This is a genomic window from Bacillus sp. M5A3_1b, from assembly GCF_053345335.1.
The window spans coordinates 203,729-217,928 of sequence record NZ_JBKEZY010000011.1 but is presented as its reverse complement, the minus strand read 5'-3'; the positions used below and the strand labels follow the sequence as shown (position 1 = coordinate 217,928).

Genomic DNA, 14,200 nt, shown 5'->3' with positions numbered 1-14,200 from the left:
GAGCCAGGATCAAACTCTCCAATAAAGTTAGTTTGTCTAGCATCTAAAAATAAAAATTGACGTTTCACGTTGTTTGTTTCGTTCAGTTTTCAAAGAACTTGTCTGCCGCTTCAGAAGCGACTTCATCATATTAACATCTTCATTTTTCGATGTCAACTACGTTTCAAAATTTCTTTTTTGTCGTTTTCTGCGTTCCCGCATCAGCGACGTTTATTAATATACCATCATGATTTTTAAATAACAAGTGTTTTTTTAAAAAAAACACAAAAAAATATCCATCCTACTTTCTTCTATATAGAGACACCTCATCCCATCTATGGAAAACAGCTATTTAAATTGTATACCAATACATTCTAGTTAACCAAACTGTATTTCATAACCCCCTTCCTAGATTTTCATTCTCTTCTATATTAAAGCCCTGATCATTTACTTCTCTATAGACTAACAATATAAAAAAACAAATCAATCCAAACTAAAAAAATAGATTCACCAATTCCTACATAAAGCAAACATGCCGATTTTTAGTTTTGTTCCTCCACACAAACTATTAATTGAACGAATCGGTTGTTTACAGACAGCTCGATTAGGTAATAGTCTTATCGCTCGGCGAATAGCGGAATAAATAACGAAATTCCAACAAAAAACATTAACTTAAGATTATTGTTAGAATTTTTTTACATTTAATTAATGAAAAATATCCATTTTTTGTTATATAGTAAGAAAGGACGTACTCAACTATAAATAAACCAATGGAGGAATTACTTTATGGATAGGTTAACAAAGTTTTCATTAAAAAACCGCGCCGCTGTTATCATCATGGTTTTTCTCATTTCCGTACTTGGCGTTTATTCTGGATCTAAATTACCTATGGAATTTTTACCAAGCATCGATAATCCAGCAGTCACTGTCACAACCTTATCCCAAGGACTCGACGCTGAAGCGATGACGAAAGAAGTAACTGATCCCCTCGAAAAACAATTTCGCAATTTAGAACACATCGACAGCATCACCTCTTCTACGCACGAGGGGTTATCACGTATCGATATCGCGTATACATCCAAAGCAAACATGAAAGACGCAGCACGCGAGGTTGAAAAGGCCATTAACACAATTAAATTACCTAAAGATGCAACTAAACCCATAGTTAGCCAATTAAATACTTCTATGATTCCACTCGCTCAAATTGCGATCCAGAAGCAAAACGGATTTTCAAAAGCAGATGAAAAACAAATCGAAAAAGAAATCGTACCACAACTCGAAAGCATTGATGGTGTTGCCAACGTTATGTTTTTCGGAAAATCAGCCTCTGAATTATCTATCATACTAGACCCAAACCAATTAAAAGATAAAAACGTAACAACAGAACAAATATTAAAAGTTTTACAAGGAAAAGAAACTTCTACTCCAGCCGGAGCAATTACCGTTAATAAAGAAGAATATAACCTTCGTGTCATTGGGGATATAAAAAATGTAGATGATATTAAAAACATAACCGTTGCACCTCAAGTAAAATTGCAAGATGTTGCTCAAATCGAACTTAAACAACACTACGATACAATCTCGCATATAAACGGAGAAGAAGGAACCGGATTAATCATCATGAAAGAGCCAAGTAAAAATGCAGTTGCAATCGGAAAGGAAATCGATAAGAAAATCAAAGATATAAGTAAACAATATAAAGATCAGTTTTCTATTAAACTTTTAGCCTCAACTCATGAGCAAGTTGAACATGCTGTTACTAGTATGGGCAAAGAAGTAATTCTTGGAGCAATTGCTGCAACTCTAATTATCTTAATCTTTTTGCGTAACTTCCGAACGACACTCATCGCCGTTGTCAGTATTCCATTATCTATTTTATTAACACTCTTTTTACTACACCAATCTAACATCACACTTAACACCTTAACGCTTGGTGGTTTAGCAGTTGCAGTTGGACGTCTCGTTGATGATAGTATCGTTGTCATCGAGAATATTTTCCGTCGTTTACAAAAAGAATCTTTCTCTAAAGATATTATTCTCGATGCAACGAAAGAGGTCGCCGTCGCAATTACTTCTTCTACTTTAACAACAGTCGCTGTTTTCTTACCTATCGGCCTCGTATCAGGAGTAATCGGAAAATTAATGTTACCTATGGTATTAGCAGTTGTATATTCTATACTATCATCCTTAATCGTTGCACTAACAGTTGTTCCACTTATGGCTTTTTTACTACTAAAAAAAACAAAGCACAAAAAGCCAAGTTCTTCACCACGATATGTCGCTACATTAAAGTGGGCTCTTTCGCATAAATTCATTATTCTACTTACTGCTTTTTTATTATTCGCAGGATCGATTGCAGCCTATGTATTACTACCGAAAGCGAACATAAAATCTGAAGACGACACAATGTTATCTATTAATATGACTTTCCCAGCTGATTACGCTCCTGAAACACAAAAACAAAAAGCCTTCGATTTCGAAAAGAAATTACTTTCTAATTCGGATGTAACAGATGTTATTTTGCGAATGGGATCTAGCGCAGAAGATGCACAATGGGGGCAAACGACAAAAAATAATCTTGCCAGTATATTTGTAGTCTTCAAGAAAGGCTCTGATATTGATCAATATATTAAAGAGTTAAAGAAAGAACATAAAGCTTTTGAGCCTGCTGAACTAGATTATATAAAAACGAGTTATTCAAGCTCTGGTGGTGGCAACAATTTGCAATTTAACGTAACAGCAACTAACGAAACGAATTTAAAAGAGGCTGCTACTATCGTCGAAACAAAACTAAAAGATATGGCTGCTCTCTCTAAAGTAAAAACAAATTTAGAAGACTCTAAGAAAGAATGGCAAATCCATGTTGATCAAACAAAGGCCGAACAACTAGGCTTAACACCAGAATTAGCAGCACAACAAGTAGCATTCCTTATGAAGAAATCACCTATTGGTGAAGTTTCAATCAATAATGAAAAAACAACTATTATAATAGAACACAAAAAAGAAAACATCACTAAACAAGAAGACATTTTAAACACAAACATACTATCACCTATCAATGGACCAATTCCTTTAAAAGACATTGCAACTATTTCAGAAAAGCAACTTCAAACAGAAGTCTTCCATAAAGATGGAAAAGAAACGATTCAAATTACTGCCGAGGCCTCAAATGAAGATTTAAGTAAAGTAAGCGCAGAAGTAAACGAAACGATAGCTAACTTAGACTTACCTAGCGGCGCAAAAGTAACTATTGCAGGTGCAACTGAATCTATGCAAGAGAACTTCACTGATTTATTCAAAATTATGGGGATTGCAATCGGGATTGTATATTTAATTATGGTTATCACCTTCGGACAGGCGCGCGCTCCTTTTGCAATTTTGTTCTCCTTGCCATTAGCTGCTGTTGGCGGTATTTTAGGATTAATCATTTCAGGAACACCCGTTGATGTAAATTCCTTGATCGGCGCATTAATGTTAATCGGGATTGTTGTTACAAACGCTATTGTATTAATAGAAAGAGTGCAACAAAATCGGGAACACGGAATGGAAACAAGAGATGCCTTACTAGAAGCGGGATCCACTAGATTACGTCCAATCATTATGACAGCTATAACGACAATCGTCGCTATGCTCCCTCTCCTATTTGGTCAATCGCAAGCAGGAAGCATGGTATCAAAAAGTCTTGCCGTCGTTGTCATCGGTGGTTTAGCAGTCTCAACCGTTCTTACATTAGTAGTCGTTCCAGTTATGTATGAACTATTAGATAAAATCGGAAGAAAAAGACGCTCTCGCAGAAAAATAAGCACTTCTACAGAAACACCTGATATTTAAAGAAAAAGCGTTATCTTCACGAATGAAGATAACGCTTTTCTCTACCTACTCATATAATCCATCATTTTTTGAGCATATCGCTCTAGAGGTTTATCAGAATCTACAATAAGATATTCAGTATTCGAAGGTCTCTTACTACCATCTAACCACTTTTTAAAAGCTACTTCCGAATCCACTTTTCCAATCTGACTGGCCATACGTTTACGTGTTTGCAGCCTATGATTAATCTCTTCCATATCATTAAGGTAACATTCGATATATTTATATTTTACACCATGTTTATTAGACAATTTTATTCCTTTTTCAACCATCCCTTCATATAGACACGGACTATCCAATATAACACTATGCCCTTGTTCTAAATAAGAATCAATCAATGCCCATTCAATATCGTATGATACTCCTCCAACAATTGTCGATTCAACCCCTTTCATTTCTAATGATTGTAACAATGCCGATTTCAAAACGTCATGATCTACAATTACAGCACCTGTTAACTTCGCTATATGCTTAGAAACTGTCGATTTTCCCGATCCAGGAAAACCTGACATTTGCAGAAGAAATAAATTAACTCCCCCTCTCGTCCGAACCTATTCATCTATATAATCAATCCCAAATTCAACAATCATTACATCCATTCCTTCTATATTAAAATACAAAAAGAACTCTCTACTTATAAGTAGAGAGTTCTTTTTGTATTTTATGCTGCTTTTATCTTCTTCGTCGTTTTACTTTTTCTTTTCGTTCCTGTAAAACGTTTGTGCAATACAGATGCTACCAAGCGTGAAATAACATTGAATAGTAATACCATAATAATTAATACAGCTGCAGATTTTGTCGCAATCAACTTTGCATCCGGAATAACTCCTTCAGAATTTAACTTCCAAATGTGAACCGCTAACGTTTCAGCTGGTCTAAATGGATTTAAAGGATGCGCAGGACTTGAGAAGTCCGCTGCTGAATTTAAAATCGGGGATGTTAAACCCGCTGTGTAAATTAACGCTGCCGCTTCACCAAATATACGACCCGCCGCTAAAATAATACCTGTAATAATTTGCGGTAATGACGACGGAATAATAATACGAGCGATTGTTTGCCATTTCGTTGCACCTAATCCAAGACTTGCCTCTTTTACATTATGAGGCACTTCTGAAATCGCATTTTCACAAACACGTGTTAAACCTGGTAAGTTTAAAATAGTTAAAGCAAGAGCACCGCCCATTACTGTGTATCCCCAACCTGTCATGGTAACGAATACTAATAAACCGAATAAACCAACAACAATCGAAGGTAACGACGCCATTGTCTCAATACATAAACGAACAAAATTTAAAAAGCGCCCTTGTTTTGCGTACTCTGCTAAATATATTCCAGCCCCTAACCCAAGAGGAATAGATATAACAAGCGTTATAACAAGCATGTAGAAGGAATTGAATAACTGTGGACCAATCCCACCACCAGCTCTTGTATTACTTGGTTCTCCAAACAAGAAATCAGGATCCCAAAATCCCCATCCCTTTTGCAGAATTTCAAACACTAAGAATACTAGCAGAGCTACAACTAAAGCTGCAACTGCATAAAAGATACCTGTCCAAATTTTATTTACCGTTCTTGCATTCATTATTATCGCTCACCTCTTTGCCCAATCGCTCGAATTACTAAAATAAACAGGAATGAAATAACAAGCAAAATCATCGCTAAAGTCCATAGCGCATTATTCCAAGCAGTTCCGTTTAATGTATTTGTCATGTCCATTGTCAAAATACCAGTTAACGTCGCTGTCGGGCTATATATTCCTTCTGGTAATTTAATTGTGTTCCCGATTACCATTTGAACCGCTAATGCTTCACCAAAAGCACGCGCTAAACCTAAAACAACACCTGTTAAAATCCCTTTTTTCGCAGCAGGAACAATCACTCGGCTAACCGCTTGCCATTTCGTTGATCCTAGACCATAAGAAGCTTCTAAATAATCAAATGGAACAGAGCGTATTGCATCAGAAGCGATACTAGCAATAGTAGGTAAAATCATAATACTTAATACAACAATACCCGCAATTAGACTAAATCCCACTCCCCCGAACGAATCACGTAATAGTGGCACTAAAATCGTAACCCCTAATAATCCGTATACAACCGAAGGAATACCAACTAATAATTCTAAAACAGGCTTCAATACTTTATTTCCAAAATTTGGCGAAATTAAATTCATGAATATAGCAAGAGCTATAGCAATTGGCGCACTAATAATAACCGCACCTAACGAAACCACCGTTGAACCTACAATAAAAATCAAAGCCCCGAAGGTTCCCTCGTCAGCATTTGGATTCCATTTTGTCGATGTTAACATCTCAGTAAATGAGATACCACTTTGTGTAAAAGATTGAATACCTTTACCGCAAATAAACGCAATAATAGCTAATGTAATTAAAACAATAAAAATACCACAAAACGTAACAAGCGATCTTCCTATATATTCACTTTTTACGTAATTAATTTCTTTTTTCCCCTTCATCACAGGTCAGACCCCACTTCATAGATTGAAATGAACAGGACTGGCCTTGCAGCCAGCCCCATAAAAATTTATTACTTATTTAATTTAGACATTGGGATGTAACCCATATCTTCTACTTGCTTTTCAAAGTCTTTGCCTTTTACATAATCAATGTAAGCTTTCGTTGCTTCTTTCGCTTCACCTTTTGTTACCATGTACTCGTAAGACCAGAATGGATATTTACCAGACGAAATGTTTTCAACTTTTGGTTCAGAACCATCAATTTTCACTGTTTGTAGCGCACCTTTTTTATCGCCAACCATGTAAGACATTGCTAAATAACTTACTGAACCTGGAGTAGAATTGATCGCTTGCTCTACTGCACCGTTAGAATCTTGTGTTGTACCAGTTCCATCATTAATTTTCGCTTCTTTCATAACTGTCTTTTCAAATGTAGCACGTGTACCAGATGAAGCTGGACGGTTAATTACGTTGATTTTTTCATCTTTCCCGCCTACCTCTTTCCAGTTTGTTACTTTCCCAGTGAAGATATCTTGTACTTGTTGCACTGTTAAGTTATCAACTTTTACATCTTTATTTACGACAAGCGCGAATGCAATACCCGCAACCTTGTTATCTACTAATTCTTTCGCTTTTTCAGCATCTTTTATTTTATCTCCCGACGGAACATCTGAATTACCAATTTGTACTGCACCCGATGCTACTTGGTTAATCCCAGTTCCACTACCGCCACCTTGCACTTGAATAGAAACTTTTGAATTTTTCTCCATGAATTTCTTTCCAGCTTCCTCCGCAAGAGGTAGAAGAGCTGTAGAACCAGCTGCTGCAATCGTACCTGATAATTCTTGTTTTGTATTATCGCTTCCTTTAGCAGGTTCTTTACTAGCTGTATCATCTGCTTTCCCACATCCAACTAACGCTCCTGCCACCACTAAAGCCGCTAAAGAAAATTTAATACCTTTTTTCATAACCATGTCTTGTACCCCCATTTGGATTATCACTTTTCGAATTCATTTTCTTTCGAACACAAATTCATTGTAGGACAACAATATTATGTGAGTGTTAAGCAATTTTTAATTTTAAGTAAATGACGATAATAACCCTTAAAAGCTAGGAATCCCAACATTTATAGTTAAAGAACCCAACAAAATCCACACTAATTAAGCAGTAATGTAAATTTATTCTTAAAAATGTAAATTCAATGTAAATGTTTTTCGCTCTTTTCCCCTTTTAATTAAAAATACATTTACAAATACATTGTATCTTTTAACTTTTACACTCTTACTTTATTTACATTCAACAGAATTTCAGTAATATTTTTTAGTACAACTAAATAAATTGGAACAATTCTAAAAATAAATGAATATTTTTAAAGTACCAATTGACAGCATCATCCAATGTAGTCTACTATATTATTAACAAAAAGTTTACCTAAGGAAACTTTTTAAACTTAAACAAACAATATAGAGATGAGGTAACTTTTATGGTATCGGCTAATACAAAACCACTTTCCGAGTTTAAGACAGGAGAGTTTGTACAAATTGAGAAGATACAATTAGAAGGAACTATGAAACGACGTTTATTAGACTTAGGATTTATCCCTGGGGCAACAATTAAAGTATTACAGCGCAGTCCGCTTGGAGATCCGGTCGCTTATCAAGTAAGCAATACAACTATCGCACTACGTAAGGAAGAAAGTTCCCTTATTTTCGGGGTATTAATAGGAGATGATTTCAGATGAGCAAACATCGTATTGCTTTAGCTGGCAACCCGAACACCGGGAAAAGTACATTATTTAACACTTTAACAGGCTTAAAACAACACACTGGAAACTGGACGGGAAAAACTGTTTTAAAAGCTGAAGGGGAATATGAACATAACGGAAGTAAATATACATTAATAGATTTACCTGGAACTTACTCACTATATTCAAATTCTGCGGATGAAGAAGTAGCAAGAGATTATATTATATTTGAAAAACCAGAAGTAACTGTCGTTGTTATAGATGCAACTGCAATGGAAAGAAATTTAAATTTAGCTCTCCAAGTGATGGAAATGACAAGCAATGTAGTCATTTGTATTAATTTAATTGATGAAGCGGAGAAAAAAGGCATCGTTATTGATGAAAAGAAATTAGCAAAATCGCTCGGTGTACCTGTAGTTAAGATTTCTGCTCGTAACCGAGTAGGTATTGGGCATTTGCTAAGTGTTATCGCTAAAGTAGCAAATAAAAAATTAATTCCAGCACCAATTAAAATTTCTTACAGTGAAAAAATCGAAAATATGATTCAGGAATTAGAACCACAAATTTATAAAGTGTTCGGTGATACGTATCCAGCACGTTGGATTGCGTTACGTATATTAGATGGAGATAAAAATTTCTTAACTACACTTCAAAAACACCATAATGAACCACTTGTAAGGGAGGTCGTAATGAATGGAATCTCACTCAGCCAGTAAAGCTCTTCCATTAGACTATATTATTCAACATGCACAAGCACTCTCAAAAGAAGATATACGAGATGATATTGTCGGAGATATTTACCGAACATCTGCAAGCATATGTAAAGATTCTGTCCAATATACAAATACTGATAAATTGTATCGTTCTGAAAAACTAGATAAAATTTTCACATCTCCAATCTGGGGATTCCCAATTATGCTCGGTATTTTATCTATCATTTTTTATCTTACAATCGCAGGTGCTAACGTACCCTCTGATATGATTGCTGAGTTCTTCGGATGGGCCGAAGGGTATTTAACATCTTGGTTCCAGGCAGCACATGCACCCGAATGGTTACATGGCATTTTAATACTCGGCTTATTCCGTGGTATCGGTGCTGTTATTAGCGTTATGTTACCACCTATGGCAATCTTTTTCCCTATGTTCGCACTATTAGAAAACTACGGATACTTACCACGTGTCGCTTTTAATATGGATCGCTTATTCAAACGCTCCGGTGCACATGGCAAACAATCTTTAACAATGGCAATGGGATTTGGTTGTAATGCAGCCGCTATTATGTCAACGCGTATTATTGAATCACCACGTGAACGTATGCTTGCAATCTTAACAAACAACTTCGTTCCTTGTAACGGTCGCTGGCCTATGTTAATTTTAATGGCTTCATTATTTATGGCTGCTGGTTATACAGGTAGTATGCAAACATTAGTTACTGCTGGCGTTGTAGTTGGAATGGTTGTAATTGGTGTTATTATGACATTAACTGTTTCTTGGGTACTATCAAAAACAGCTTTAAAAGGTGTGCCAACTCACTACACTCTTGAGTTACCACCGTACCGTAAACCAAAAGTTTGGAATACAATTGTACGTGCAACACTCGATAAATCAATTTATGTTTTAAAACGAGCTATCGTTGTAGCTGCCCCTGCGGCTGCATTAACTTGGTTACTAGCTAATATTTTCATCGGTGACACAAGCTTACTTATGTATTTTGTAAACTTCCTAGATCCGTTCGCTAAAATGTTAGGACTTGATGGATTTATTTTAGCTGCATTCATTCTTGGACTACCAGCGAATGAAATTGTTATCCCTATTTTATTAATGTCTTATTTATCAACTGGAGCTTTAACTGAAATAGACGATTTTAATCAAATTAAAAATCTATTCTTAGAAAATGGTTGGACTTGGTTAACAGCGTTAAACACAATGTTGTTCTCACTTCTTCACTTCCCATGTGGAACAACACTGGTTAACATATATAAAGAAACAAAAAGTGCAAAGTGGACATTCTTATCGTTTGCAATCCCTACCGTTATCGCCATTGTTGTGACATTCCTCTCTACACAGTTGGTACATTGGTTAGGGCTTGTATAAAAGCAAAGCATACATAGAAGGTATCCCCCTTCACATATGCTTTGTGCGAAAGAAACCTGAAATCATTCAGGTTTCTTTTTTTGTGCATCAGTATTCCAAGGCTGTGCTCCATACATTGTGAGTTTCTTATGAATAAAGTATATTGCCCCTGGAAGAATCGCCATTAATATTGTGCAACTAATTCCTAATCCAGTAAACACCTTCCATCACCTTACTTTACTCTTTTTGGTAAAGCTGAACCTGAATGCTCAATTGTCGGATGAACATGAACAGTAATCTCAGCATTACTAAAGTAATTTTCACCTTGATCCCAATTCTTATCTATCTTCTTCCATTCTTTATAATTATGCCGCTTATATACGTCCCCTAACTCTAATACATCTACCTTATATTTTTTTTGAACAAGCTTAATCGATTTTTGAATGCGCTTCTCCATTTCCTCCGTGATGTTTTTCTTTAATCGCTTTTCGTTCATAATTTGTTTATGATCACTAAAATGCAACTCAGCCAATGTTCCTTCCAAAAACAAGTGAATATCGAACTTCGGTTTTGTAGCATTTTCTGTAGATACTTTAATCTTTCGACGCATTTTATGAATTTCATATGTAATAAGCTGGTCTTTTTTACGAATGGTAAAGAATCCTCCAATTTTCTTACCTATTATATAATTTATTCCAAATGTTTCTTCTCCATTCAAACTACCTACACACTTATTATCCTTCCCGCGAAACAACGCTGCACCGTTCATTTGTACCCCTTGCCTTGTTAATTCAAGAATAGGTAATACGAAGCTTCGGTTGGAAATCATCTTTTCCTGAACTTCACCAATTCTTGCAGCCTCAATCATTTGAGCATTTTTCGGAGGATGTTCAGCTAACATATCAATATACTGCGCCGGTAAATTTTCAGGCTTAGCGCTCTGCTTCAAAATAGCTTCTGCATTTTTCTTAGAAACGAACAAACGTATATTTCTTCTCATCTCATGATCACGAATGTATACATCTAACGTATTTTGTAAAACATATGGATTCGATAATAAGTCTTTAGAAAAAATTATCACTTGTATGTGCGGAAAGAATAGTGAGCGACTAATTTTTTTGGCAATAATTCGTATTTGCTCAAAGACACTATCTGCCTTCGCACTCACATTAATATAATTTTCGCTATCTCCACCACCTTGTCCACCTTGTTGCGACAATTTACTGGGGAGTACCATCTGATACGTCCCTTTCATAATTGGATTCGCTTTCTTTTTTTTCACAATATCATAGGCTGCACCTACTACAAATCCTCTTTCTTCTATTTCTTCTAACTCAGAGCATCCACTTATCGATCCCGCTAACACTAGAAGCATTATAATTTTAAGAAGGTGTTTCATTTCTACCATTCCTTCTTTTTATTTTATATACAATAAAAACTAACAAAGGTGCTAACACGACAAAGCCCATATCTATCCAAGCTAAATAAGTTCCGTAATTTGACAAGTCATTCAAACTACTAGGTATCATATTCAGCATAAAAATAATCGGGGCACTTACGAAAATAAAAATATGTTTCTTCACTTTCGGAAACATAGCACAAAACAATAAAGATGCGACGTCATAATACATTGCTGTAGTGTTATAAATAGTAATAATCCAAGTAGTAAAAAAAATCGCATCAAACCTTTCTAAAAACCCCCCACCAATTTCAATTTCTTTCCCGAGTTCAATTGTTGGATATGTCAATCCACGTGTTGTCATATATGTAAAAACACTAATACAAGTTACATAAATTAAAATGTATGACAACACGTTTACCATCACCGCTTTTGCAACTGCCATCGGTGCCTTTTTCACTGACTTATCGTTCAACATCACAGCATAAAACAGAGCTACCTCAAATCCGATAAATGTGAAAATAGAGTTTTTAACTCCTACAGCATATTGACTGACGTCCGTTTGAAAAGCTGGTAGTAAATTATTTATTTCCATTAAATTTATATTCAATAAAGAAAGCAGCACTATCGCAATTAAAACTATAGGTAAAAACAAAACGTTTAGCCTTAATAAAGCCGCTCTCGATCCTGCTACTCCATAAATAACAACTAATAGGAAAAAGAAAGACAATAGTTGCACTGGTGTATCACTAAATAAATACGTTTGTGAAATAATTGCAATCATTCGCGATTCATATGCTGTCAAAGCAGCAAACGTTAATACTAAAATGCTACTAATTGTGTATGCAACAGGCTTCGTCAAATGTGCACTCGTATATTGAACAAAGTTTTGTTTTGGGAATAAAATAGCTACCCTCGTTACAAACCACCCTAAAACCGCACAGACTAATCCACCCAAAAGCAAAATAATCCAACCGTCCGAAAATAAGGTTTGCGTAGCAATATCTCGCGGCATAGATAATGCACCTATACCGATAATTGTTGACGATACCGCAAAACCAATTTCCCGAGATCCAATCTCTTCATCCCCATATTCAAATGGCTTCAATTACTCTCGCTCCTTTGGACGTATTGTAGAATCTTTCGTTTGTAAGTACTCTGGTCTTTCTTTCAACATTGATTTTGGCAAGCGGATCATTTCTTCTTCCCAATCTTTATAAAATGCAGGAGCAATAGGCGTTGTATATGGCACCCCAACACTCTTTAAATTCGTAATATGAATCGCAAGTGCAATAAGAGCTAAAATAATTCCATATAGTCCAAAAGCAGTCGCCGCTAAAACAAAGACAAAAAGTAAAATCCGAAACGTAATCGTAATGCTATATACAGGCAGTGAAAATGTAGCAATTGCAGTAACTGCAATAATAATTACTAAAAACGGATTTACAATCCCTGCGTTCACCGCAGCTTCTCCAATTACAAGACCACCTACAATCCCAATTGTTTGCCCCATCGGTTTTGGCAACCTAATTCCCGCTTCTCGTATTAACTCCATCGTTAATGCCATCATTAACGTTTCTATATATGCCGGAAATGGTACCCCTTCTCTCGCTCCCGCAATAGAATAAGCTAATTTAGAGGGAATAAGCCCTTGATGATACGAAACAAGCGCTACGTACGTGGCAGGTAGTAAAACAGCAGCAATACCTGATCCCATACGTAAAATTCTTAATAACGTACCAATTACCCAGCGCTCATAATGATCTTCTACAGATTGAAAAATATCAACAAACACTAGTGGAGCGATAAGAGCAAATGGTGATCCGTCCACTAAAATGGCCGCTTTTCCTTTCGCTAGCGCAGCCACTATATTATCAGGTCTTTCTGTATTCAAAAATTGCGGGAATGGTGATAAATTATTGTCTTGAATTAATTGCTCAATCGTTCCTGTCTCAAGAATAACGTCTGCCACTATTGATTGAAGCCTTCGATCTAATTCGTCTACAATATAAGGGTTAATAATATCCTCTATATAGACTAAAGTTACTTCTTTTTGCGATCGCTTCCCCATAATATAGGATCGAAACCGTAACTTCGGATCACGTAAGCTGCGGCGAATTAACATCTTATTTACGTTAATATCTTCATTCAATCCAATTCTTGGTCCACGTATTAAATCTTCTGTTACTGGAGATTCTAGACTTCTTTTTTCCCATGCTCGGCTATTAATGACAATAGCGGTTTGAATATTATCAATTAATATAACTGTGTCTCCTGCTAAAATCGCATTTATAATGTCTGGAAACGTTGTCTTCATACCGACTTCTGCAATAGAAATAAAACGATCCAATAATGTTTGAACAACAGCTTCTTCTTTTTGTACTTCTTCATATTGAAGTGTACGAACTACATATTTATAAACATTATCCTTATCTGTTAACCCACATAAAAAAATAACCGCACAGCGTGTAAAACTACCCGCAAGGGCAACTTCCCTAATTGTTAAATCATTAGGCGAACCTAATTCATCCCTAATTTCTTTCATAACTTCAAATAAGTTACCTTTTAACTCTAACAATTCCCCCACCTAACTTCCTTTTCAACAAGTTTTTAGTTAGATTCCGCTAATAGAAGAAAATATATACAAAAAAGAGCTATCT

12 protein-coding genes are annotated in these 14,200 nt (G+C 35.8%); 4 read left to right on the top strand and 8 right to left on the bottom strand.

What is annotated here, in order from left to right; all coding sequences use genetic code 11:
* Positions 1-765 precede the first annotated feature (765 nt).
* Positions 766-3,810: an efflux RND transporter permease subunit gene (locus ACLBWW_RS24670; protein ID WP_048541825.1), complete on the top strand. Its 3,045-nt coding sequence runs from the start codon at positions 766-768 to the stop codon at positions 3,808-3,810.
* A gap of 41 nt (positions 3,811-3,851) precedes the next feature.
* Here ACLBWW_RS24670 and ACLBWW_RS24665 read toward each other — a convergent pair whose 3' ends face one another.
* The 4 genes from ACLBWW_RS24665 to ACLBWW_RS24650 all read right to left on the bottom strand — a co-directional run bounded on the left by ACLBWW_RS24665 (position 3,852) and on the right by ACLBWW_RS24650 (position 7,298).
* A complete protein-coding gene (locus ACLBWW_RS24665) occupies positions 3,852-4,361 on the bottom strand; it encodes an AAA family ATPase (RefSeq protein ID WP_447614285.1) in 510 nt (169 codons plus the stop codon).
* 149 nt (positions 4,362-4,510) lie between these two features.
* Positions 4,511-5,431 carry a phosphate ABC transporter permease PstA gene (gene pstA, locus ACLBWW_RS24660; protein ID WP_048541821.1) on the bottom strand — a complete coding sequence of 307 codons (921 nt, stop codon included), beginning with the start codon at positions 5,429-5,431 and terminating at the stop codon, positions 4,511-4,513.
* 2 nt (positions 5,432-5,433) lie between these two features.
* Entirely contained in the window at positions 5,434-6,324 is an 891-nt protein-coding gene (gene pstC, locus ACLBWW_RS24655; protein ID WP_447614287.1) for a phosphate ABC transporter permease subunit PstC, read from the bottom strand.
* Positions 6,325-6,395: 71 nt separating this feature from the next.
* Positions 6,396-7,298, bottom strand: a complete 903-nt coding sequence (locus ACLBWW_RS24650) for a phosphate ABC transporter substrate-binding protein PstS family protein (RefSeq protein ID WP_048541819.1) — start codon at positions 7,296-7,298, stop codon at positions 6,396-6,398.
* Positions 7,299-7,807: 509 nt separating this feature from the next.
* On the opposite strand from ACLBWW_RS24650, the gene ACLBWW_RS24645 reads away from it, so the two are divergent.
* From ACLBWW_RS24645 to ACLBWW_RS24635, 3 genes are read left to right on the top strand one after another with little or no spacing between them, the layout of a single operon-like run.
* Complete coding sequence (locus ACLBWW_RS24645) at positions 7,808-8,065, top strand: FeoA family protein (RefSeq protein ID WP_000252989.1); 258 nt, start codon at positions 7,808-7,810, stop codon at positions 8,063-8,065.
* Entirely contained in the window at positions 8,062-8,784 is a 723-nt protein-coding gene (locus ACLBWW_RS24640; protein ID WP_048541816.1) for a FeoB small GTPase domain-containing protein, read from the top strand. Before ACLBWW_RS24645 ends, ACLBWW_RS24640 begins: the two co-directional genes overlap by 4 nt.
* On the top strand, positions 8,762-10,162 hold the full coding sequence (locus tag ACLBWW_RS24635; RefSeq protein WP_048541814.1) for a nucleoside recognition domain-containing protein: 1,401 nt from the start codon (positions 8,762-8,764) through the stop codon (positions 10,160-10,162). Before ACLBWW_RS24640 ends, ACLBWW_RS24635 begins: the two co-directional genes overlap by 23 nt.
* 62 nt (positions 10,163-10,224) lie before the next feature.
* On the opposite strand, the gene ACLBWW_RS24630 is transcribed toward ACLBWW_RS24635, so the two are convergent.
* The 4 genes from ACLBWW_RS24630 to gerLA are packed head-to-tail and all read right to left on the bottom strand — an operon-like array spanning position 10,225 to position 14,127.
* Positions 10,225-10,362 carry a hypothetical protein gene (locus ACLBWW_RS24630; RefSeq protein ID WP_000493982.1) on the bottom strand — a complete coding sequence of 46 codons (138 nt, stop codon included), beginning with the start codon at positions 10,360-10,362 and terminating at the stop codon, positions 10,225-10,227.
* A gap of 11 nt (positions 10,363-10,373) precedes the next feature.
* Positions 10,374-11,540, bottom strand: coding sequence for a Ger(x)C family spore germination protein (locus ACLBWW_RS24625; protein WP_048541812.1), 1,167 nt, complete (start codon positions 11,538-11,540; stop codon positions 10,374-10,376).
* Entirely contained in the window at positions 11,524-12,648 is a 1,125-nt protein-coding gene (gene gerLB / locus ACLBWW_RS24620; RefSeq protein WP_048541809.1) for a spore germination protein GerLB, read from the bottom strand. Before gerLB ends, ACLBWW_RS24625 begins: the two co-directional genes overlap by 17 nt.
* A complete protein-coding gene (gene gerLA, locus ACLBWW_RS24615; RefSeq protein WP_095205680.1) occupies positions 12,649-14,127 on the bottom strand; it encodes a spore germination protein GerLA in 1,479 nt (492 codons plus the stop codon).
* Positions 14,128-14,200 lie beyond the last annotated feature (73 nt).